Annotated in this window: 21 protein-coding genes; 8 read left to right on the top strand and 13 right to left on the bottom strand. The window is 40.1% G+C overall.

The features are described 5' to 3' along the window. Window positions 1–3 precede the first annotated feature (3 nt). From pntB to L3V77_RS17735, 6 genes are all read left to right on the top strand, one after another. On the top strand, window positions 4–1380 hold the full coding sequence (gene pntB / locus L3V77_RS17710) for a Re/Si-specific NAD(P)(+) transhydrogenase subunit beta (RefSeq protein ID WP_275137583.1): 1377 nt from the start codon (window positions 4–6) through the stop codon (window positions 1378–1380). A 222-nt stretch (window positions 1381–1602) separates the two neighbouring features. Then, complete coding sequence (gene vxrA / locus L3V77_RS17715; RefSeq protein ID WP_275137584.1) at window positions 1603–3009, top strand: sensor histidine kinase VxrA; 1407 nt, start codon at window positions 1603–1605, stop codon at window positions 3007–3009. Further along, window positions 2984–3649: a response regulator transcription factor VxrB gene (gene vxrB, locus L3V77_RS17720; RefSeq protein WP_275137585.1), complete on the top strand. Its 666-nt coding sequence runs from the start codon at window positions 2984–2986 to the stop codon at window positions 3647–3649. Before vxrA ends, vxrB begins: the two co-directional genes overlap by 26 nt. Window positions 3650–3654: 5 nt before the next feature. Then, window positions 3655–4512, top strand: coding sequence for a DUF2861 family protein (locus tag L3V77_RS17725; RefSeq protein WP_275137586.1), 858 nt, complete (start codon window positions 3655–3657; stop codon window positions 4510–4512). A gap of 61 nt (window positions 4513–4573) precedes the next feature. Then, complete coding sequence (locus L3V77_RS17730) at window positions 4574–5758, top strand: conjugal transfer protein TraF (protein ID WP_275137587.1); 1185 nt, start codon at window positions 4574–4576, stop codon at window positions 5756–5758. 44 nt (window positions 5759–5802) lie between these two features. Continuing rightward, window positions 5803–5946: a YoaH family protein gene (locus L3V77_RS17735; protein ID WP_275137588.1), complete on the top strand. Its 144-nt coding sequence runs from the start codon at window positions 5803–5805 to the stop codon at window positions 5944–5946. A gap of 635 nt (window positions 5947–6581) precedes the next feature. Here L3V77_RS17735 and L3V77_RS17740 read toward each other — a convergent pair. Then, window positions 6582–7523: a sensor domain-containing diguanylate cyclase gene (locus tag L3V77_RS17740; RefSeq protein ID WP_275137589.1), complete on the bottom strand. Its 942-nt coding sequence runs from the start codon at window positions 7521–7523 to the stop codon at window positions 6582–6584. 450 nt (window positions 7524–7973) lie between these two features. Between L3V77_RS17740 and L3V77_RS17745 the strand changes: the two genes are divergently transcribed. After that, complete coding sequence (locus L3V77_RS17745; RefSeq protein ID WP_275137590.1) at window positions 7974–9383, top strand: amidohydrolase; 1410 nt, start codon at window positions 7974–7976, stop codon at window positions 9381–9383. A gap of 34 nt (window positions 9384–9417) precedes the next feature. Here L3V77_RS17745 and L3V77_RS17750 read toward each other — a convergent pair whose 3' ends face one another. The 10 genes from L3V77_RS17750 to L3V77_RS17795 all read right to left on the bottom strand — a co-directional run bounded on the left by L3V77_RS17750 (window position 9418) and on the right by L3V77_RS17795 (window position 19130). Continuing rightward, window positions 9418–10752, bottom strand: a complete 1335-nt coding sequence (locus tag L3V77_RS17750) for a diguanylate cyclase (protein ID WP_275137591.1) — start codon at window positions 10750–10752, stop codon at window positions 9418–9420. Window positions 10753–11205: 453 nt separating this feature from the next. Beyond that, window positions 11206–11955: an IclR family transcriptional regulator gene (locus tag L3V77_RS17755; RefSeq protein ID WP_275137592.1), complete on the bottom strand. Its 750-nt coding sequence runs from the start codon at window positions 11953–11955 to the stop codon at window positions 11206–11208. A 268-nt stretch (window positions 11956–12223) separates the two neighbouring features. Continuing rightward, window positions 12224–12709 carry a YhcH/YjgK/YiaL family protein gene (locus L3V77_RS17760; RefSeq protein ID WP_275137593.1) on the bottom strand — a complete coding sequence of 162 codons (486 nt, stop codon included), beginning with the start codon at window positions 12707–12709 and terminating at the stop codon, window positions 12224–12226. Next, a complete protein-coding gene (locus L3V77_RS17765; RefSeq protein ID WP_275137594.1) occupies window positions 12700–13602 on the bottom strand; it encodes an SMP-30/gluconolactonase/LRE family protein in 903 nt (300 codons plus the stop codon). Before L3V77_RS17765 ends, L3V77_RS17760 begins: the two co-directional genes overlap by 10 nt. A gap of 16 nt (window positions 13603–13618) precedes the next feature. Continuing rightward, on the bottom strand, window positions 13619–14728 hold the full coding sequence (locus L3V77_RS17770) for a substrate-binding domain-containing protein (RefSeq protein WP_275137595.1): 1110 nt from the start codon (window positions 14726–14728) through the stop codon (window positions 13619–13621). After that, entirely contained in the window at window positions 14728–15765 is a 1038-nt protein-coding gene (locus tag L3V77_RS17775) for an ABC transporter permease (protein WP_275137596.1), read from the bottom strand. The genes L3V77_RS17770 and L3V77_RS17775 overlap by 1 nt, the downstream gene beginning before the upstream one ends. Further along, window positions 15752–17290, bottom strand: a complete 1539-nt coding sequence (locus L3V77_RS17780; protein ID WP_275137597.1) for a sugar ABC transporter ATP-binding protein — start codon at window positions 17288–17290, stop codon at window positions 15752–15754. Before L3V77_RS17780 ends, L3V77_RS17775 begins: the two co-directional genes overlap by 14 nt. A 593-nt stretch (window positions 17291–17883) precedes the next feature. After that, the gene (locus tag L3V77_RS17785) at window positions 17884–18312 is read right to left on the bottom strand and encodes a VOC family protein (protein ID WP_275137598.1); all 429 of its coding nucleotides are present in this window, start codon (window positions 18310–18312) and stop codon (window positions 17884–17886) included. 142 nt (window positions 18313–18454) lie between these two features. After that, window positions 18455–18766, bottom strand: coding sequence for a stress response translation initiation inhibitor YciH (yciH, locus tag L3V77_RS17790; RefSeq protein ID WP_275137599.1), 312 nt, complete (start codon window positions 18764–18766; stop codon window positions 18455–18457). A gap of 1 nt (window position 18767) precedes the next feature. Then, the gene (locus L3V77_RS17795; RefSeq protein ID WP_195706352.1) at window positions 18768–19130 is read right to left on the bottom strand and encodes a DUF3319 domain-containing protein; all 363 of its coding nucleotides are present in this window, start codon (window positions 19128–19130) and stop codon (window positions 18768–18770) included. Between the two features lie 101 nt (window positions 19131–19231). Here L3V77_RS17795 and L3V77_RS17800 point away from each other — a divergent pair, with 101 nt between their 5' ends. After that, a complete protein-coding gene (locus L3V77_RS17800) occupies window positions 19232–20194 on the top strand; it encodes a tyrosine-type recombinase/integrase (protein ID WP_275138251.1) in 963 nt (320 codons plus the stop codon). Here L3V77_RS17800 and L3V77_RS17805 read toward each other — a convergent pair. Together L3V77_RS17805 and L3V77_RS17810 are read right to left on the bottom strand one after the other, a co-directional pair. Beyond that, entirely contained in the window at window positions 20178–21179 is a 1002-nt protein-coding gene (locus L3V77_RS17805; protein WP_275137600.1) for a D-alanine--D-alanine ligase, read from the bottom strand. The two genes, L3V77_RS17800 and L3V77_RS17805, sit on opposite strands and share 17 nt — an antisense overlap. Window positions 21180–21376: 197 nt before the next feature. Beyond that, window positions 21377–21949: an SPOR domain-containing protein gene (locus L3V77_RS17810; protein ID WP_275137601.1), complete on the bottom strand. Its 573-nt coding sequence runs from the start codon at window positions 21947–21949 to the stop codon at window positions 21377–21379. Window positions 21950–22116: the final 167 nt, after the last annotated feature.

Consider the following 22116-nt stretch of genomic DNA (forward strand, 5'->3'; position numbering starts at 1 on the left):
TAAATGTCTGCAGGATTAGTACAGGCCGCCTACATTGTTGCTGCGGTTCTTTTTATAATGAGTTTAGCGGGTCTTTCTAAGCAGGAAACCGCACGCGCTGGTAACTATTACGGTATTACAGGTATGACGATCGCTCTGATCGCGACTATCTTTTCACCTGATTCAGCTGGTTTAGCGTGGGTCATCGTCGCCATGGTTATTGGTGGTGGTATCGGTATCCATTACGCTAAAAAAGTTGAAATGACAGAGATGCCAGAGCTCGTCGCAATATTGCACAGTTTTGTTGGTTTAGCCGCGGTCTTAGTGGGTTATAACAGTTACTTGGATCATGGGATTATCCTAGATCAAGCGATGCTAAATATTCATTTAATAGAGGTATTCTTAGGTGTGTTCATTGGTGCCGTTACGTTTACTGGCTCCATTGTCGCATTTTGTAAGCTTCGCGGTGTTATTTCATCTTCAGCGTTAAGCATTCCTCATAAACATAAATGGAACCTAGCTGCTGTCATCGGCTCTCTGTTCTTGATGATGATCTTTGTGAACGCGGAAGGCAGTATGTTTGCCTTGATGTTAATGACGCTAATCGCGTTTGTATTCGGCTATCATTTAGTCGCTTCAATTGGTGGCGCTGATATGCCAGTGGTTGTATCGATGCTTAACTCTTATTCAGGTTGGGCTGCCGCTGCGGCGGGCTTCATGTTGGCGAATGATCTGTTAATCGTAACCGGTGCATTGGTCGGTTCTTCGGGCGCCATTCTTTCTTACATTATGTGTAAAGCGATGAATCGTTCGTTCTTATCAGTGATTGCGGGTGGCTTCGGTCAAGACGTCGTCGTTGATAGCGATACAGATTACGGGGAGCACAGAGAAACAAACGCAGAAGATGTTGCGGATATGCTTAAAAACTCGACGTCTGTTATCATCACTCCAGGCTATGGTATGGCAGTTGCACAGGCGCAATATCCAGTTCACGAGATTACTGAAAAGTTACGTAGTCAAGGTATTAAGGTCCGATTTGGTATTCATCCGGTTGCCGGAAGGTTACCCGGTCACATGAACGTGCTATTGGCTGAAGCTAAGGTGCCATACGATATCGTACTTGAGATGGACGAATTGAATGACGACTTTGCAGAAACTGATACAGTGCTTGTTATTGGCGCTAATGACACGGTTAACCCCGCAGCACTAGAAGATCCAAACAGTCCTATTGCTGGAATGCCAGTGTTAGAAGTGTGGCATGCTCGTAACGTTATCGTCTTTAAACGTTCGATGAACCCCGGTTACGCTGGTGTGCAAAACCCATTATTCTTTAAAGAGAATACACAAATGCTATTTGGTGATGCAAAGCAAAGTGTTGATGCCATTTCTAAAGCACTGTAATAAATACCGGTTTACCATTAACTTTTAGAGTTAATTTGAATTAAAAGCCAACCATGATAGGTTGGCTTTTACATTTCTCTAACTTGAAAGGTAGTAATGAGTGCTATCTTCTTGAGAATAATGTGCTTTTCACCAATAATGTTATAATATTTGTTATTCACTCTTAAGATGGCCATCAATTTGTATTTTCGCAATTTTTCCTATTTTATCTTGATAGCACTGATGCCATTTAGGGTAGTAGCGACGACGTTGCCGGAAAGGATTTCGAATTTCACGGAACGGTTCGATTATTCGCAAGCGACAGTGAACTACGATGTTAGGGTGCTTCAAACAGATTTCCCTACTAAGTTGATGTCACCAGAGTTCATGCTGCCTCAAACCGCCAAATATCCATTAAAAGATATCCAACAAGTTTATAAATTATCCCAAAGCTGTACAGGTAAATTGCCTCTAAGCCCATTGGTTACCGTACCGTTGGTATTTGTAAGGGCCATTTGTCGTGGTACACCGTTAAACACTAAGTGGTTTGCTCGATCTGGGCTAATACATCCCGGTGGCGGTACATATGCGCTACGATACGCGACAAAATTTCCTGACCAATTTGATCAATTGCAATCCTACATGCACATTAAAGAAAGACCATTAGCTCAGGAAACTGAGCTGCTGGGGCGTTTACAAAGAATGCAAACCGACGCGATATCAGCATTGATAGCTGGCGAACGTATGTTTGTTGAAAACGAAGAAATGTGGTTAAAAAAGGGCAACGAATACTACGTATTTCCTAGTGAAGTTTGGCAACATAATGCCACCGAAGCGGAACTAAAATTTACATACGTAGAAAAAGATATTTATTGTTTCGTAAAACGTGGCAACCTCTGTTGGGAACTGGAAGATCATTCTGACTTACTGCTTAAGAGCATGATTGCTCTGGTAATCATAAATATTACCTTGGTCGCAGGATGGGCGATCTATCGCTGGAACGTAAAACGCGAAGAGATGAAGAGCCGCATGTTAGTGCTACAAATTTTAACGCACGAACTCAGAACGCCGATCGCGAGCTTATCGCTCACAGTGGAAGGTTTTAGAAGAGAGTTTGAGCGCCTTCCCGAAAGTGTGTATGAAGAGTTTAGACGACTTTGCGAAGACACGATGCGATTAAGGCAATTGGCTGAAGCAAGCAAAGACTACCTTCAATCGGAACATCAAAACTTAGCGTCTGAATGGATTCCATCGGTTGAAGAATGGCTACACTATAGATATGAAGAGAGCGCAAAACCAATAAACATTGAGCTGAGTAAAGACACTGCTGTAAAAGTAAATGTGTATTGGTTAGGCACCTGCCTCGATAATTTAGTTAACAATGCGATAAAATACGGTGTCGAGCCAATACAACTAAAAGTAAAAGTAAGTACGAGTTCAATTGCATTTTTAATAATAGATCAAGGCAATTTGACTAAGAAAAATTGGAAAACAGTTAAGAAACCATTTGTCAGTAAGGCTGGATTAGGTCTTGGTTTAACGATTGTTGAATCGATGGTGGATAGAATGGGAGGTACTATGACTCTCATTGGCCCACCTACCACATTTAAATTGGAGATACCCTGTGAAACAGACACTACTACTCGTTGAAGATGATAAAAATTTAGCGGATGGATTATTAGTAAGTTTAGAACAAGCAGGTTACGAGTGTTTACATGCTGAAACTATTGTGGAAGTCGCGCCACTTTGGGAGAAAGCTGACCTAGTGATTTTAGATCGCCAACTGCCCGATGGTGACACAGTTGATCATCTTCCGTCATGGAAAGAGATTAAGAAAGTGCCTGTCATCTTGCTTACTGCGCTGGTAACAATCAAAGATAAGGTTTCAGGTCTTGATGCAGGTGCAAATGACTATTTAACTAAACCCTTTGCAGAAGCTGAACTGTTTGCACGCATCAGAGCACAACTACGTTCACCAGGAAGTGACAACGATGATGATGACTTAAGCAAAGTTATCACTAGCAACTTAGTTATTGATAAAGCCACGCGGGAAGTGTTTTGCCAAGACCAAACAATCACGTTAACAAGAACAGAGTTTGATCTGTTGCTCTTTTTAGCCAGTAATCTGGGCCGGGTCTTCACGAGAGATGAATTGCTCGACCATGTATGGGGTTATAACCATTTTCCGACCACCCGAACCGTCGATACCCATGTGCTTCAACTTCGCCAAAAAATCCCAGGGCTTGAAATTGAAACGCTCCGTGGTGTTGGTTATAAGATGAAAGCATAAAACGAATGAGAATTCTGTTTGTTCTAATTCTATTATTACCAAGTTTTTGTGGTGTTGCAAAGACTTGGTTTGAGACAAGTTCGCCTTTAAATCAAGCCCATGAGAAGCTGCTTGATAATGACTTAAAGGGCAGTTTCGATGCGATGATTCAGGTTTGGCAATCCGAACCTACCGAGTACGTAGAGAATCATCTAAACGAGTTATTGCAAAAAACTTTAGAAAATGACTGTGGTAAAAGTATCGCGACCGAACCCGTAGCGCCTTGGATTCGCAGCATAATAGTGAAAAGGCAATCCATTCAAAGCCCAGGTAGAACAGTTTCTAGAGCCATCGTTGAGATTACTTCAGAAACCGACATTACGGGGATACGTCTGCTTCGATGGCCAGATACCGTCGTATCCAAAGAGGCGAACTTTGAAGTCATCAAAGGAGAAGCTAAACATATTTTTAGAATTAGCTACGAACTTAACCAACGATTACCGAGTGGGTTGTATCGCTTAGAAGTGAATAGTGACAACAACCAGCCATGGCATCAATGGATAGTCATGGGCGAGTCCGTCAATAAAGAAGTGGTCAGATGGGAATCTAAAGACAGCTGGGCAGTGGATAGGTTAGCTCAACTCAATCCATACTGTACTTTGCCTGTATTAACCGTATCACTTTATGATTACATCAAAGACGAGTATGTTCGGGTTTGGAATCAAGAGTATGAAGGCAAATATCCAACGCAATTACCAATTAGTGAGCTAAAACCAGATAGGTATGTGCTTGCTGTTGGAATTACACACCATCGCTGGCAAGGGCCTGTAATTATTGAAGATCAACAAGTTATAAGTAAAACTTACGATATTTCCTCTGAATAACCCTAAAGTCTTTCTCTTTTAAGCCGATACGAAATTAATGGATTAATTCTAGGCGACAAACATGAATAAATTACGCTTACCAGCGGCAATAGTTGTTACTCTTTCATCTTCCTATTCGATGGCCGCAAGCTATTCTATCGATGCTCGTGGCGACGCTATGGGTGGTGTTGGTGTGGTATCCGCAAGCTACTTAACGGCTCCGTTTTATAACCCTGCAATGGGCGCAATCTATCGCAGAAACGATGACGCGGGTATGCTTTTACCTGGTGTCGGGATATCGTATAACGATGAGAATCAGCTGATAGACAATATTGATACGATGGCTGATTTGATAAGTGGCGTTGATCTGAATGACTCATCTACATTCACTCAAGAAAAAATTGATGAACTCGATGCGGTCATGAATGACATGGAAGGTGATAACGCCCGGGTTGAGTTTGGCGTTGTTGCCGCATTTGGTATCCCCAACCCATATATTTCGACCACCATTTTTGGTAAAGCCTATGCCGAGTCTTTTATCGCGCCGGATATTGCTACTTCCAACGACTCGCTCCCAGAACAAGCGGCTATTGCAGATAGAGCAAGCCGAAGTACAGTGAATGCCGTCTCTATCGGTATATTGGAAGCGGGTGCCTCTTTAGCCAAATACCAGACAGTCTTTGGTCAGCACATGTCTTTTGGTGTCACACCCAAGTTTCAGAAAATCAATACCTATATCTATTCAGCTTCTGTCGAGAGTTACGACCTTAAAGACGTATTTGAAAACAGCACATCGGAAAGTACGTTCAATCTAGACGTTGGTGCTCTTTGGTTTTATGGACCATTCCGAGTGGGCTTCGCCGGAACAAACTTGGTATCGCGAGATATTGAAACGCAAATATCAACGACATCTTCTGGCTCTACTCAATCGTATACCTACCAATTGCGCCCTCAATACACAATTGGTGCGGGTTTTGTTGCAGATTATTTCTCATTGAGTGCGGATTATGATGTTAACGAAGATAAAAGATTCGACCAGTTCGAAGACAATACGCAATGGGTTCGCGTAGGTATGGAAATTGATATTATGAGACAACTCCAACTGCGTGCGGGTTACAAGCTCAACCTTGCGTATGAAGATAGTGATGGGACAGTAACTGGCGGTTTAGGTATTTCACCACTAGGATTATTCGAGTTAGACTTAGCGGTAAGTTATACCAACGAAGATTCGATGGGCGCATACGCGAACTTTCTTGCGACTTACTAAAAAAATCATTATAGTCACGCCCCTTACCATTGAGGGGCAGTTTTATGTTTGATGATCTACCAACGTTAACGCATCAAGAGCAACAAGAAGCAGTAGAGAAAATACAAGAATTGATGAAGCAGGGTATAAGTACTGCTGAAGCGATCAAACTCGTAGCAGAACAAATTAGAAAAGCGAAAGCAGAGTAGTTAACATAACCAGTGTTCTACAATATCCTCAAACCCTACCGCACTATAACTAAACTACCTCTGGAAATATATTAACACCATACACGCTGAAATATCTGAACCCCTCTTAATATATCTAAACTCTATAAGCTATAAAAGAAATTCGAGTACCCGTCACCCAAATAATGCTTTTTTTTTCAATGGTTTGTCTGTGCATATTTATTCAAAGCTCTTTTACAAAACAACAGAACTCAGTCTAAACAAAGCCCAATGTAATAGAATTACACAGGGCTTTGTTTAATCAGTTTAATGTTCTGATGAGAGTTGTGCAGTGATTAGTTGGTGAGCACTTGCTATTCTTGGTGGGAATAACAGCCCGTTGTTTGATTGGTTATTACGGTAAAATCTATGGTTAACTGCCCGCTAAACCCGTCAGATTTCACGTAGAGCACGGCTGTGACTTTTTCTTGTAGAATTTATCGTTAGCGCCAGTACATTACCGGTCGAAACAAAGTGAAATCTTAATTTTGAGGGGATATATGAGAATGATTATGCATAGCAGGATCGCTTCAGAGCGCATTACCAAATGCGAAGCAATTGAACAAACCGGAGGATAGAAAAATCTTAGGAGGTTACAACACCGAAATCTGGATCATTTATTGTTTACAGTCCATTTCAATACAATTGACTGTTACTCGATTGCGGCCTTTTGATTTGGATTCGTACAGTGCCTTATCTGCTCGATGAAACACATCGTTTTGCCCTACATCATCACGACTCACTTTACCTACTCCAATACTGACCGTCACGCGAGTTTGATCTGAATTAAATGTAAAACGATATTCTTCAATTTTCTGGCATATCTGCCTTGCAAATAGAAGGGCATCATTAATGCCTGTATTTTTCAATAGGATTGCAAATTCTTCGCCACCGATACGGCCAACATTGCCGATATCACGTGCTTCTTCTTTTAGTATATTTGCTACACTTCGTATGACTTCATCACCAAAAAGATGCCCATAAGTATCATTAACCAATTTGAAATGGTCGATATCGATTATTAACAGGGCCGTTTCTATATTGTTCCTTTTTACACATCCAAAACACTGATTTACTTTCATGCTAAAAGCACGACGATTGAGTAGTTGCGTAAGGTCGTCAAGTTCGGACAATTCAATTAGTCGATCTTGATGTTCTTGATTAGAGGTGATATTTCGAGCAATCCACACTACAGCCGTTTCTCCATGGATAGGACTTGTTAGAGGCTGAATACGACTTTCATACCACTGGGTGGTTTCCGGGATCGTTATATTCGGTATTATTGGAAAATTATCAGGAGTGAAGCTGTAAAGATAATGTTGAGTCTTCTGCGTTTCTAATGCTTCCGTCACTTTAGCGAGAAACTCACTCGCTTTGCTCTTACTCAAAATATCTTCTAGATTTAAGCCAACTATAGAATCTGTCGTATAAGTGACCTTCGTATCAACGCCACCAAAGACATCTAGAAACTTGCCTGATTCTGACAAAATAAACACCCTATCCGGAAGAGCTTTTAAGATAGACAACAGCTCTGAACAACTACAATTTTTACCATTCATACAGTAATTACCTGATAGATTTATCAGTTTAAGGAAACGACCCATAAGCTTAACGAATGATTGATTGGTATATATTGACTCGAATCAATCAAAGCGTCTGAATAGCGAGAAGTTCTGGCGAGTTATCTAGCGGTTCAGTTCAAGGAACGATAAGAAAACCTAGCCATTAACCATTATTGCTAGGTCAAAGATATATTCATAGATGATAGATATAACAGCAGTAAATCGATTCTAATATCATATCTATTGATAAGTGTGATTAAACCATCGGATAAAATTGGTTTTCGGTATTAAAATACGCAGTCAATAATTAGGTCGTCCCCACAAAATGAAAGAACTGTAATGTTGATCAAATTACCCTTTACTAGACGCTTATCCCAAGATATACAAAGTAAAAAACCAACCACTGACAAGTACTACGGTTTTATCACACCAAATTAGGAACACATAATGACACTTAACAGAACATTTTTAGCGTTATCTATCGCGGCATCAAGTCTGTTTTCAATATCGACCTTTGCGCTAGAAAAAGTCGATATTTTAATTACTGATGCTACAGTGCTAACGATGAATGCAGAAAAACAAGTATTCAATCAAGGAACGGTCGCCATTAAAGGCAATAAAATTGTTGCTGTTGGTGACAGTACTATTGCCAGTCAATATGAAGCGGACATAACATTTGACGTAGACGGCGACATCGTCATGCCTGGCCTTATTAATACCCACACCCATGTTTCAATGACGGTATTTCGTTCTCTAGCGGATGACGTTCCCGATCGATTACACCGCTACATTTTTCCACTCGAGGCGAAGTTGGTTTCTCGTGACATGGTTCGTATTGGTGCCAACCTAGGAAATGTGGAAATGGTTAAGGGAGGTGTAACTACCTACGCTGATATGTACTACTTTGAAGATGAAGTGGCAAAGACTGTCGACCAAATTGGTATGCGTGCTATTCTTGGTGAAACCGTCATTAAGTTCCCAGTAGCTGATGCTAAAAATGCTGAAGAGGGCATTCAATACGCACTCAACTTTATTGAAGAATATAAAGACCATCCGCGTATCACACCAGCATTTGCACCACATGCGCCTTACACCAATACCACCGAGATTCTACAAAAAATTGCCCAATTGTCTAAAGAAAAAGACGTCCCTGTATTGATTCACCTTGCAGAGTCTAAGCGTGAACAAGAAAAAATAGCCAAGATAAGTGACGGCAAAAGCCCAGTTCAATACATGTATGACATTGGTGCTCTAAATGACAAACTGGTCGGCGCTCACATGATTTTGGTTGACGACAAAGATATTGAACTCGTAAAAGAGAGCGATATGGGCGTTGCACATAATATGAGTGCGAATATTAAATCTGCAAAAGGTGTATCACCAGCGCTTAAAATGTATGACGAAGGCATCCGTATCGGGTTGGGAACTGACGGACCGATGTCCGGTAATACATTGAGCACTATCGACGAGTTTAGCCAGGTGGCCAAAGTACACAAATTAGTTAATCATGATCGCGCAGCAATGCCGCCAATCAAGGTTATCGATATGGCAACGATGGGTGCAGCTAGAGCATTGCATATGGAAGACAAAATAGGTTCGTTAGAACTAGGAAAGCTAGCCGATATTATTGTGATTGATACCAAGGCTCCTAATATGGTTCCTGTCTACAACCCTTACTCAGCTTTGGTTTATTCTGCCTATGCGACAAACGTTCGACATACTATTGTTGACGGTAAAGTGTTGATGCAAGATAAGAAAATACTGACGGTCGACGAAGACAAAATCCGGGAAGAAGCACTGGCGTTTTCAGACATAGTTCGCAAAACCGTTATAGATAGTGGTGAAGTCGTTCAGTAACATTGAGTTCGTTTAAGGCCTGCTTTTGCAGGCTCTAAATAAGCGATTTAACGATGATCGTATTCCTTCCTGCATGCTTAGCTGAATATAAGCATTTGTCAGCAGTAACAAACAGATCGTTAGTTGAAAACTCTTTGTTAGGAATAATACTTGCTACACCTATGCTCATGGTAACGTACGGAGAAATAGACGATGTACTATGGGGAATCTTGTTTTCTTGTAATATCACAAGAAAATTCTGAAGACTAAACAATGTCTCTTCCGAAGAGGAGTTTGGTACTATAACTGCAAACTCCTCACCTCCAATCCGCGCAGGAAGATCGGATGATCTTTCAAAAATATTACCCCAAAGCCTTGCAACCTTTTTAAGGCATTCGTCTCCTTGATGATGTCCGTACGTGTCATTGTACTGTTTAAAAAAATCAATATCCCCAATCACCAATGTTAAAGACTGTCCTTCTCGCTGACATCGATACCATTCTTTTTCAAACATAACGTCAAATTTATGTCTATTTGCGAGTGAAGTTAGCCGATCTCGCTCTGCAATTTCTGTGAGTTCTTTTTTGTCACGTTGTAACTGCTTATCTCGAATTTCGTAACGTTGCAAAGTATCTAATAGCTGGTCCCTAGGGGCTCCGAACAGCTCATTTAGACTCAATGGCGTCGAAATGAATCGTGAGAGTTTTTGTCGAAAAATCAAATAGAAACCTAACAGAGGAAAACTATAACATATCGCAATTATCAACTTACCCAATATATTACCAAAAATGATATTGACGGATACGGGACTAAGTCCTAATGCGAAAGCGACAAGCGGGAAAAATATACCATCGGCGCAGAGGATCAAAATAAACGTCAATGTAAAAATAGAAGTAACCGAGAACAGGCTAGAAAAATACTTACGAACTTGCTGGAATACAAACAAGAGCAGCAGAATTTCACCCAATATTAAAACTCCACCGATAACAAGTACCAAAAAAGAAACGTAAAAAATTGAAGGGGGCAGGTTGTATGGGTCTATAACTAATCCAGAACCGAGTAACCATGCCATGAAGCTGAATCCAAAAAAGACGAATGTATCAACCATCAACACCAAGCGAATCATATTCCTAAACGTACAGGTATCATTTTCAATAATAATTAACATTACCGTGCTCATCATGAAAGCCCCGTAAGCAAGGTTTCCGCCAGATATATTCAAAGATTCAGAGAAAGGAAAAGAGTATATAGCACCGGCTAATCCACCTACGAATAAGGTAATCGCAATATACCCATAGAGTGACGCAATGCATACTCGAGAATTCAATGTCAAAAAGTATAGTGGTAGTACTGAGTACACTATAACATTCAGAACCAAAGCTTCTAACATGATTGTTATTTGTCCAATTTATTTATATTTTTCAATGTTAAAGCTTTTCATTTTGAAATTGAACCGTTGTTTCTAAATATATTTATATAACTAATATGTGCCTCCAACGCGGTTCATTGCCTTTGTCATGTTCAAACATTTTAGAGGCTTTTCGTCTTGTCTATATCGACGATCATCGTATGTGTCCGCGACCATCTCTAGTAAACGTAATATGGCAAAAATTGGAGAAAGTTGAATTCAAGAAAATAGCAACAATAGCTACAACAAAGAATTTGAACGAACAATACTCATTCCCCATCTTTTAGTGCGTATTACGTATATTATGTTAAATGAATGCGCGCGTGACGTAGAATTCATTCTCCCTTTTTCATGCTCGAGAGAATCTAACGCTAAAGATAGTTACTTGTAGAAACGAATCTAGGCGTTAGTCGCACGGTTATAATTGAAAGTTCATTACGTCAATTTACCAGATAATATTTGAGCGACTTTACCCAGTTCAGTTAACAGACGTTGATGCCCATATCGATTTATTTCTGGCGTTAATCCTGAAACACTGATCGCGTATGACGCTTCTTTTCTAACTTCTAAAGGTACTGCGATACAGGTGATACCAGACTCATTCCCTTCACCATCGATAGCGAAGCCTCGTTCATAAATGATATCCAATTCTGCTAAAAACTCATCTTTTGTCGAAATATCGTTCTCACCAAAATGGACCAACGCATCAAGATCCTGACAATGCGTTTGCCAGTACTTCTCTTTTTCTAATGGCGTAAAATAAGACAACACTACCTTACCGCAAGCAGAATGGGTCAACGATGACGTTAAACCAGCATGTGCATTTGTGTGAAATGCCGATAATTTTGGCTCTTGCTTTTTCAGTAGGATAACACTATCGAAGTCCCTTCTCTGCAAATTGACAATGAAACCGATTCTGTTCGCTAACTCAGCCAAATAAGGCACGGCTTCATTCAATAGAGAATCATTTTGAATAGTCGAATACCCCATCGTCACCATCTTAGTGGTTAGAGAATAAAGTCCACCAGAAGACTGTCGAACATAACCACTGTTAGATAAGCATTTGCATATGCGATGAACTGTGGGTTTAGGGTAACCTGATTGTTTACACAGAAGATCTAGGCTTATGCCTTCAGTACAGGCTATTTTTTCTAACACATCAAAAGTTTTATATACAGATTGCATTTTGAATCACACGACTTCTTTTATTATTGATAATATTATATTTGAATTTAGGATTTATTGACCATTAATTATCATAATAAAAAGACTTACTAATTCAATTCTCGATCAATGGCATAACATTTTTCTTTATAAATGAGGCCTTTCCCACTCGTAAAAACCAACTCATTGTTGGTTTTTATTCGTAGGCGAACTCATTCATCAGATTCTACACTTTTTGATGGAAATAGTCCCTTCTATTGAATGACTCAACTTATTTGCAAAGTTGACGCTATGACTGTTTTATCTTGATAACAACCTTACGTACTCGTTGATCCTCTGTCACTGTCAAATTGGGCATATGAACGGTAAGAGGTGAGAACAGGTAAAACTCACCTAGTTTCATTTCAATATATGAAAGACGCACACTATCTTCGTCAATAAAACAAATATCACGATCAGTTTCATAATCAAACTGCTTTAGCAGAGATGCTTTAGTTGAATCGGTTAACTCTGCCCAGCCAAATTTCTCTTCACCAGAGACGATAAATTGCACGTCACAATAGTTGTTGTGACATTCTGGACCCACACTACTTTTTTGAGAAGTTTGGTACTCCATTACTACAAAAAAAGCATCTTCGATATCTAAACCAGTTATCTGGTGTTTACCCAGTTTTATTGATTCAAGATCTTGATTTGCGACAAAATCTATTGCCTTAACAAACTTGTTTGGCAGCAAGTTTTTATAATCTTGTGCCGAAAATTTACCTATCCACATAAAGGCTCCGAAATCATTGATAAAGCTTCGCAGTCTATTTCAATCGCATAAACTGAACTGGAAGCGGTAATATATAAGGTGTTTTGCACAGCATCAAAAATACAATTTGAGACGCTTTCCGGAATGGGTATCTTACCTATTAGAATCAAATTGGCGTTTAGAATCAGAATACCTTCTGCCGAGCTACAATAGAGTGTGCCAAAGTTATCTACTGTCATTCCATCTGGGATACCCTTTTCTACCTCATAGACTAGACGACCATTGAGCAGTCTTTCACCTTCAACATCAAAAGATTTGATGTGTTTTAATCCTTGAGTAGGAAAATCCACAATAGACATATCAGCGACATATAATGTTGATTCATCAGGCGAAAATGCCAAACCATTGGGACGTTGGACGTCAGAGGTAGCGATGTTTAAATAATTCGTGACTGGGTTGTAACAATAAACGTAACAACCAATCATTTGGCTTTCCGATTTAAATCCCTCCTCATCGTTAATGATTCCATAAGGGGGATCAGTAAACCAGATAGTCCCGTCAGACTTACGCTCAACGACATCATTTGGAGAATTTAGGCGTTTTCCGTCAAATTTATCGACTATGATTTTGGCAACCGAAAGGTTGTCTTTACTGCGTATAGCAAGACAACGGCGACCATGTTCACATGTCACAACATCTCCATTGGACAGAGCGTAGTTTCCATTTGAAAAATTGGATTGATCTGTCACTAGCGTCGTTTCTTTACTTTTGGGGTCATAGACATACATTGCATTTTTCTTTACATCAGAAAACAGCAACTGATTAGAGTGCTGCAACCATGCAGCACCCTCACACCAAATATGTCCACAACTGACCTTTACTAACTCAGAAAGGATCGCTTCTTTGTAAGACATAACTCGTTTACTCCTCTTATTTAGTTTCCCAAGACGCTTTATAAAAATCTCGGTAACCATTTTCTGGATCGTAAAGGTTTCGGTCACCTCCAGCAGTATGGATATTATCCATAGTTACTAGGTGAGCAGGCGTAACATAGCCACTAACGGGTTGATCTTGGAACAAACGATTCAGTTCATCAATCAACTGCCATCCGTGTAAGTTAAGAGGTTCGGCGACAGTCGCACTTTGAAAGCCTCCATTACGAATACGTTCGAAGGCCGATTCACTACCGTCGCCTGCAGAAATATTATAAGGCCCCTCACCTTTCTCTTTACCCAACGACTTTAAAGCTGGTGACATATAGTCAAAATAGAGATCATTAATTGCTAACGTATAGTTATATTTGTCTTGGTATTTTTGTACAAGCGAGTACGTTAGTTGCGGAATACGTGCAGATGTATTCGCTAGAGGTGTATCTTCATAACTAAGTACAGAACATTCCTTACATTTCTCAATATAAGATTTCATTACGTCTGCTTTATGTACCGCTATGCTGTAAAGTCCGTCCGTTAAGATAACAACATTCGCCTTACCGTCAGAATTTGCAATGGCATACATTGCCGAGACTTTCGCTACATCATCTGCCGAGCTGGTAATATTAGTATCAATATACAAGTCATCGATTGGGCCTGCTTCTGGTGTGGCATGCCAACTGACCAATTTAATTCCCAGTTCTTTTGCTTTACGTAAACTACGCACCATAGTATTTGGTGTGAATCCACCAATAATAATACCATCTGGTTGAAGCGCTAACGCCTGTTTAACCGCTGACGATTGTGATGGCACACTACCTGCACCATCCAAAACACGTACCTTCCAACCGATCTCCTTAGCCGCTTCCTCGTAACCTTTTACAACCCCCAACACACCACTATTTTTTAGGTCCGAGGCAATAAATATTACCGATTTTTCTTTGGCCGCCATAGGGCCAACAGGAATAGAAAACGGCTCCGAAGAATCCACAGACGCTTGCATAACTATTTCTTTCGCTAGCTGTACATAATCACTTGCTTCATCAGCCAAAACTTGCGATGTAAGAGTGATACCTATGAGTACCGGTAAGAGTTTTATCGCTTTTTTCATTATTTCACCTTCACGTTATTTTTTGTTGCTGTTTGTTTACGTTTCTGGCTAAAACCGGCCAGAGTAATTGAAATGAGTAAGATGCCGCCGTTAAACAGTGGCTCGACAAAGAATGGCGTACCAAGTTGTTGTAACCCTGAGATACCAACACTAACGAGGGCAACGCCGATTAGCGTACCCCAAACGTTGACTCGCCCTGCTCTATACGTTGTTGACCCTAAGAAAGCCCCCACTAATGCGGGTAACATGTAGTCTTGACCGACAGAAGATGAACCGATACCTATATGAGAGGCCAATAAAACACTCGCGAAAGCTATCAGACCATCTGACAAAATATATGAACCGATGTAACACGCTTTAGTGTTGATACCATTTAGTGTGGCTGTGTTTGGGTTTGCACCAACGGCATACAATTTTCTTCCAAGCGCTGTGTATTCGGTAATCAACCAGAGCACTATCGTGATCGCCGCTAAATAAAAAACGATAATCGGCAATCCAAGTACTTCAAGGCCGCTAAAGTTATAAAAGCTTTCCGGTAAAGCTCCGACAATTTGTCGACCTCCAGTGTGCCAAAGTGACACGGCATAAATTACGGTACCTGTTCCAAGAGTTGCGACGAATGAATCGATATCGGCAAGGGCGACTAACATTCCATTAAAGGCACCATAAAGACACCCACACATCACTACAATGACAGCGGCAACCTCCCAAGAAAAGCCATACCTCTGCTGAAGTGTGATTGCAAAAACGTGCCAAAAAGTAACGCCAAATCCAACGTTAAGATTCATTTTCCCGGTCACCATGGTAACCATGGCCGCAAGTGCTAAAATAGCGACGATACTCTTTTCACTCAATATGGCTTGCAACGTTAGCATGGAAAAAAAGGTATCAGTCGAGAGTCCAAATATGAATATAAGCAGCACGGTAAGGATGAGTAATCCGTACCGCATCGCAACTTGAGTAAGCATATTTCCGAGCCCTAACGACATCGTAATCTCCGTTTCTAGCGCTGTGGACTTGACATTAGATGTAGCCATGTTCAACCTCTTCTATTTTTGACCCTGATGCATATTTCAATAAATTAGAGACCGTTACGTCTCCTTCTAATAATTCTTTAACGACTCTTCCCCTGTTGAATACCAACGCGCGATTTGAAATATTTACAACCTCTTCAAAATCACTGGATATCACAATGACTGACAAGCCTTGACTGATAGCTTTTTGCATAATTTTATATATTTCTGCCCGTGCACCTATATCCACACCAGCGGTCGGATTGTCGAGAATCATCACGGGTTTATTCATACTGAACCAACGCGCTAGAATCACTTTTTGTTGATTCCCACCACTCATGGAACTAATCGCGATATTTGGGTCCATCGGTCGCACGTCGTACTTACGCAGCAAATCTAATGTTGTTTGCTGCTCTTTATCTTTAGAAAGAAAAGTGAAATTACTGGTTCCAAGATTGGTAGGGTTTAAATTTAGATTTTCTAACGCACTCATTGGAGCACATATACTTTCTTTAACTCTATCTGCGGCGACCATAGCAAAACCACTTTTTATGCTATTCGCTGGCGAAGACAAATTAGCGAGGTCCTCATTGAGGTGAACGGAACCTGACTTTATATTTAACCGACCAAATAAAGCCTGACCAATAATCTCTTGTCCCGCATTACGTAATCCGACTAGTGAAACCAGTTCTCCTTTTCTCAAGCTCATACTGAAAGGGTCAAGATCACCAATTTGCAGACCTTCTATCTGTAAAACTATGTCTGCGTTTGTTTTAAGTGGTGTGCGATAGTCCATCTCTTTTTTGGTACCAACAATAAGTTCTACCAAATCGTCGATTGAGTAATCATCCACTAAGCCCGAACCAACCATTTTTCCATCGCGTAATACAACAACGTCATCGCAAATATCATGTATTTCATCTAATCGATGAGAGACATAAATCATCCCTACACCTTTGTCTTTTAAACGTTTTAGTACTTGGAACATCCTTCCCACATCACTTGCAACAAGAGAAGCGGTAGGCTCATCCAGAATCAACACTTCTGCATCGGCAACCAGAGCTCGCGCAATTGCAAGCAAAGATTTTTCGGCAGCACTAAGGTTAAATATTCGTTCTGAAGACTTAATATCAAGGCCAACCAAACCTAGAACTTCTTGCGCTTTTTCCTCTGCCTTTTTCCAGTTTATAAATCCCCATTTTTTCGGGAATCCAAGCATCAATCCAATATTTTCGGCAACCGTCATCCACTCAATAAGGCCCAAATCCTGGTGAATAAATGCAATAGGAACCTTATTTGACGTAATAATTCGGGCGGCATCCTCAATAGGATCCCCTTTAAATAGAACTTCTCCTGACGATTTTTTATGAATACCAGCTAACGTTTTAATGAGTGTCGATTTTCCCGCACCATTTTCTCCTAATAAGGCAACGCAGCGTCCTTTATGGATATGAAAAGATGCCGAATCTAACGCGACAAAGTTATAAAAACGTTTTGTCAGCTTATTTATAGATAAGAGGCTTTCATGTTGTGTATCAACTAATGCCATAACTTACTCATGTCCTTAAATATTTCAATATCACTTCCATAGATTCCACATTGTGGAATATATTAATATATAATTCCATATTATGGTATTTGTGTTTATGTAGACAAAAAGTGACGATGATCTCTATTTAAGAAATGGCTGTTATAGATATCTCTTTAATCGATCTAGTCTGCAAAAAGTAAATTATTTTGTTGCTTATATGTTACAAAAGAAGTATTCGAGATTTGTATAGAAACACTAATCAATCGAAGGGTTAATTTGTCTTTTTGGGATGATGATTTATTCGATCTAGTAAGGTGAAATACGCAGAAATAATTGACTCTTATTGAACCTATAATCAAGCAATGTTCGTCAAATTCATTTTCCGTAGCCGTTTTTGTTACTTTTTATAGTTAGGTGAGTGGCGGGTGCCGTGCGATTACTGGTTAAACATTTACTCGATTACGATAAACATAAATTACTTTGAATTGGTATTTTACGATATTGGACGGGAATGATTCTTTTCGTGGCTGTGGATATACTTAAGAAAAAGTATATCCAGTGGGAATACCAACCAATTGATTCAATATGATCGGTTAGATAATCCTTTAAGGTTATTGATGTGCCATTCTTACTGACATAGGGTGATTTTCATTCAGTTCGAGTAAATCCCAAAGGTTTCCATAAAGATCTTCGAACACGGCGACCACACCGTAATCTTGTTCTTGGGGAGGCCTAACAAATTTGATCCCAGCCTCTATCATTCTATTGTAATCACGCCAAAAATCATCCGTGTTCAAGAATAGAAATACACGCCCTCCAGACTGGTTTCCAACAAAGTTATGCTGTTCTGCCTTTGACGCTCGTGCAAGCAGCAGTGTGACACCGTTAGAGCCAGGTGGAGAAACGACAACCCAGCGCTTGTCTTGCTCTGGCTGATAGGTATCTTCGACTAGTTCGAATTGCAACTTGTTAACGTAAAAATCGATAGCTTCGTCATAGTCCCTAACGACTAATGCTATATGAATAATTGATTGTTTCATTCAAGATTTCCTCTACATAATCGTTGGTTTAGCTTTACTGCACCTATACCAGACTAACTAAGCTTTTGATCAACATGATATCAATAAAAAAGCCAACTCGACGTTGGCTATGATTGCTCGGACTGCTTGAGTTAACAATTTATCAACCACCCGCCAATTTAACTGTGAAACCTTTTTTCTCTAAGTGAGCCTTAATTTTCTCACGATTGTCACCTTGTATCTCTATGGTCCCATCTTTTACCGAACCGCCGCAGCCACAAACCTTTTTGAGCTCTGCTGCGACTAACTTTAGTGCTGTATCATCGAAATCAAGCCCAGTGACAATACAAACACCCTTGCCTTTTCGCCCTTTGGTCTGTTTCTGTATCCTTACGATACCATCACCCGTTGGACGGTTTACTTTTTGTTCTTCTGGTTTAATTCGGCCGATTTCTGTTGAATATACAAGAGACATATTATTTCTTTCTTATTGCCGCTACCGCGACGTGTTTATCGATATGCTTTTTGATAGCATCTTTAGAGCCCTTAATAAGCTTGCCATTAAAAAAACAGTACCAAGAGTTTTTAGCTCCACTGTCACTTTTTAATAGTTGGCCATTGTACTCTTCATGTTGCTCAGTTACTTCTTCTTCTTTTTTAGGCGCGAGAGACGCGAATTCGATAGGATCTATAATGGTCGCGGTATCGCACCACCAATCTACCGATTTCTTAACCGCTGGCAAATTACCAGACAAAATCTGCTTTTTAATCCTGACATGCCAAACATCTTTATCAGCACCGGATTGAATGCTGTATCCTCTATGAAACGTCGTAGCCATAATGAATATTCTTTTTGTTTTTCGTCACTATATAATAATTGTAATTGTCACATATTCAAGTATATTCTTTCATTCAGCCCATCAAGTTATAGTGCACTATGATCAAGAAAAACATTCCCCCAATCACGGATATCATAGTGCGTGATGTAAGTAGAAAAAAATATAATAATCATGTAGTTAAAGATGACATTAATCAGTTAACAGACACACAATATTCCCCTAGTTCTGTGCTTGCTATGACAACCGACTGGAATAGATTTGTTTCGTTTTGTGAAGCAAAACATGTTAACGCCCTGCCAGCATCCATTACAGCAATACGTATGTTTCTCGAGTATGAGTCTAGAGAGCGTAAGTTCGCCTCCATAAGACGTTACAGCATCACTATTGGCACCATACATAAACTACATGGCTATCCAGTCCCGACAGCACATCGCCAAATACAATTTACTCTGTCGCAATTAAGGCTTCAGAAACAAGGTGATGCAAGGCAAGCAAACGCCCTGACAACAAAACACCTTGATTCATTAGATGAGTTATTGAGTCGGGATAATACGTTACGGGGTCACCGTGATCTTGCGATTTATTACGTCATGTTTGAGTGCGCTTTGAAAAGAACAAACCTAAAGAACCTACAATTGAACGATGTAGATCAGATTGACAATCAGTGGTGTGTGAGCTTGAATGACATGACATACAAATTGAGTGACAAAGCTGGTTCTGCCCTATTTAATTGGATTCAATTTCTCACGGGATCGCAAGGGTACCTTTTCCGTCGCATAGACAAACACAACAACATTGGAATGCATCAGCTAGATGACTCTTCAATTTATCGGATCCTTCGAAGAGCAAGTGATTTGTTGGGTTTGGCCAACCACTACAGATTTACAGGACAGTCAGCCCGAGTAGGTGCAACTCAAGAGCTTGAAAGACAGGGCTACAATATCAGGGATATCCAAGATTTCGGTCGCTGGCTTAGCCCTGCAATGCCAGCGCAATATTTACAAATGAAGCGTGTAGCGGAAAACGAAATGACGAAATATAAAGTGATTAAACCTTGGGATTAAGTGCGCTTTTTATCGCGCTGGCTAAAAATTCACTGAACTGATGCCCGTTATGTTCAACCATTTTAGGAAACATAGAGATCGGAGTCATTCCAGGAAAAGTATTAACCTCATTCAACAAGAGTTCATTCTCTTCGGTTAAGAAGAAATCGATGCGAGATAAGTCCTTCAATTTCATTTGATTAAATACGGTTCTGCTAAACATTTCAATATCCGATAACTGCTGCGCCGAAAGATTGCTTGCTTCAACTTCAGTATGAGAATGACTATCTGCGCTATATTTCTCTTCATAAGTGTAAAAGGCATTGTCCGGTGCAATCACCTCGCCAGGCTTAGTGACAAATAGTGCCCCTTGATATTCATACGCCGCAACTTCCAATTCTCGCGGTTTGACCGATTTTTCGATGAGAACCTGATCGGAATAATGAAAAGCAGATTCAATAGCTTCTACCAATTCGCTTTTTTTAGTTACACTGTAACAGCCAACAGACGATCCCTGACATGCTGCTTTAACAAAGACTTTCCCAAATTTATCAAAAGCTTGGGAGGCTTTATCTAATGATTTCTGGTCAGCATTAACCAGAAATAAATAGGGTGTATTCGGGATCCCAATCGCGTCGTACCATAGTTTAGAGGTGATTTTATTGAAGCTATTCGTGCTCGCTTGTGCCCCACAACCAAAATAAGGAATACCAGCAAGTTCGAACATTGACTGAAGGTCGCCCGTTTCACCTGGGTATCCATGTACACACGGTACAATATAGTCAATTTTGATTACACCAGTAGTCAATATTAACGCTTTCTTATTGATATCCAAATTGACATGAGCACCATCAAGCAGCCACGCATCTTTGGTTATTTCCACAAAGTGGACTTCGAACTCTGGTTGTTTCTGAAGTTGATCCAATAAATAAGCCGCAGATACCAAAGAGACTTCATGCTCTGAAGAACCACCACCACATAAGAGAAGAATAGATGTTTTATTCATTTTTAAGATCATTCCGCGAAACAACAACATTATTATCGAATTCTAATCATAACCAATTGATACCTGAGGTACAGTAAAAAATAGCGCCTGACACAATCTAGTCATTTGTTCGTTCATAATTCAAGCAAAAAAAAGGAACCCAAGGGTTCCTTTTAATATTTTAAGCAAAATGAGTTGCGACTATACCAATTGCAAGATTACTTTATCTTAACCAACTTCGGATAAGAGGAGTTTTTAATCTCGTCTAGGCTTTTAACAAAGGGTTTTAAGTCTCTGAAATACTTAGGTAACGTTTGAATTGCGGCTTTCGCTTCAGACTTAGTAGCATAATCACCATATAAAACCGCATACCAATCTGTTCCTTTCACCTGTTTGTGATGCTCCCAAACCGGATGCGCTTCTGGTAACTGGTTTGCATAACTCAACGCTTTCTGAGAACTGCTTACGGCCATAACTTGTATGGTGTAGCCAAAACGCATCATCTTTGCTTCTTGCTTTTGAGTCGGCGGCAAGATTTTGATCATCTTGCTACTAGAACGCGTGGCAGTAGACGGCTTGGGTTGAGAGGCTTGTGCTTTAACAACCTGTTGTTGTGCTACAGCGGTAACCCCGACATCGGATTCCATTACAGTCGACTCTTTCATCGGTTCGACCATTGGTTTAGTTTTATACTCTTCTTGATGACTCTCACTCGTTACATCGGTGATCATTTCACCAGATGAACAAGCGGTAAGCAAAATAGACAAAGCAATAATAGAAATATTTCTCATAAACAATTCATAAGTTCCTTAATAAGCTACGCAAATCATGCCTATTGAACGCAATATAATCAAGTAGATAATGCTAATAGATACCATTAGGATGTGAGCTAAGGCACAGTCTCGCAGAACAATACGGTATGCTCTGTCACATAGATAAAGTATAGACAATTCATTCA

Source organism: Vibrio sp. DW001 (assembly GCF_029016285.1).
Lineage (GTDB): Bacteria > Pseudomonadota > Gammaproteobacteria > Enterobacterales > Vibrionaceae > Vibrio.

Coding starts and splice junctions, on each gene's coding strand:
- L3V77_RS17750 (WP_275137591.1), bottom strand. CDS start 10,752: ATGTTAGAAGCTTTGGTTCTGAATGTTATAGTGTACTCAGTACTACCA.
- L3V77_RS17775 (WP_275137596.1), bottom strand. CDS start 15,765: ATGGCTACATCTAATGTCAAGTCCACAGCGCTAGAAACGGAGATTACG.
- pntB (WP_275137583.1), top strand. CDS start 4: ATGTCTGCAGGATTAGTACAGGCCGCCTACATTGTTGCTGCGGTTCTT.
- L3V77_RS17725 (WP_275137586.1), top strand. CDS start 3,655: ATGAGAATTCTGTTTGTTCTAATTCTATTATTACCAAGTTTTTGTGGT.
- yciH (WP_275137599.1), bottom strand. CDS start 18,766: ATGTCTCTTGTATATTCAACAGAAATCGGCCGAATTAAACCAGAAGAA.
- L3V77_RS17745 (WP_275137590.1), top strand. CDS start 7,974: ATGACACTTAACAGAACATTTTTAGCGTTATCTATCGCGGCATCAAGT.
- L3V77_RS17760 (WP_275137593.1), bottom strand. CDS start 12,709: ATGTGGATAGGTAAATTTTCGGCACAAGATTATAAAAACTTGCTGCCA.
- L3V77_RS17740 (WP_275137589.1), bottom strand. CDS start 7,523: ATGAATGGTAAAAATTGTAGTTGTTCAGAGCTGTTGTCTATCTTAAAA.
- L3V77_RS17810 (WP_275137601.1), bottom strand. CDS start 21,949: ATGAGAAATATTTCTATTATTGCTTTGTCTATTTTGCTTACCGCTTGT.
- L3V77_RS17795 (WP_195706352.1), bottom strand. CDS start 19,130: ATGGCTACGACGTTTCATAGAGGATACAGCATTCAATCCGGTGCTGAT.
- vxrA (WP_275137584.1), top strand. CDS start 1,603: ATGCCATTTAGGGTAGTAGCGACGACGTTGCCGGAAAGGATTTCGAAT.
- L3V77_RS17785 (WP_275137598.1), bottom strand. CDS start 18,312: ATGAAACAATCAATTATTCATATAGCATTAGTCGTTAGGGACTATGAC.
- L3V77_RS17730 (WP_275137587.1), top strand. CDS start 4,574: ATGAATAAATTACGCTTACCAGCGGCAATAGTTGTTACTCTTTCATCT.
- L3V77_RS17805 (WP_275137600.1), bottom strand. CDS start 21,179: ATGAATAAAACATCTATTCTTCTCTTATGTGGTGGTGGTTCTTCAGAG.
- L3V77_RS17780 (WP_275137597.1), bottom strand. CDS start 17,290: ATGGCATTAGTTGATACACAACATGAAAGCCTCTTATCTATAAATAAG.
- L3V77_RS17770 (WP_275137595.1), bottom strand. CDS start 14,728: ATGAAAAAAGCGATAAAACTCTTACCGGTACTCATAGGTATCACTCTT.
- L3V77_RS17765 (WP_275137594.1), bottom strand. CDS start 13,602: ATGTCTTACAAAGAAGCGATCCTTTCTGAGTTAGTAAAGGTCAGTTGT.
- L3V77_RS17755 (WP_275137592.1), bottom strand. CDS start 11,955: ATGCAATCTGTATATAAAACTTTTGATGTGTTAGAAAAAATAGCCTGT.
- L3V77_RS17735 (WP_275137588.1), top strand. CDS start 5,803: ATGTTTGATGATCTACCAACGTTAACGCATCAAGAGCAACAAGAAGCA.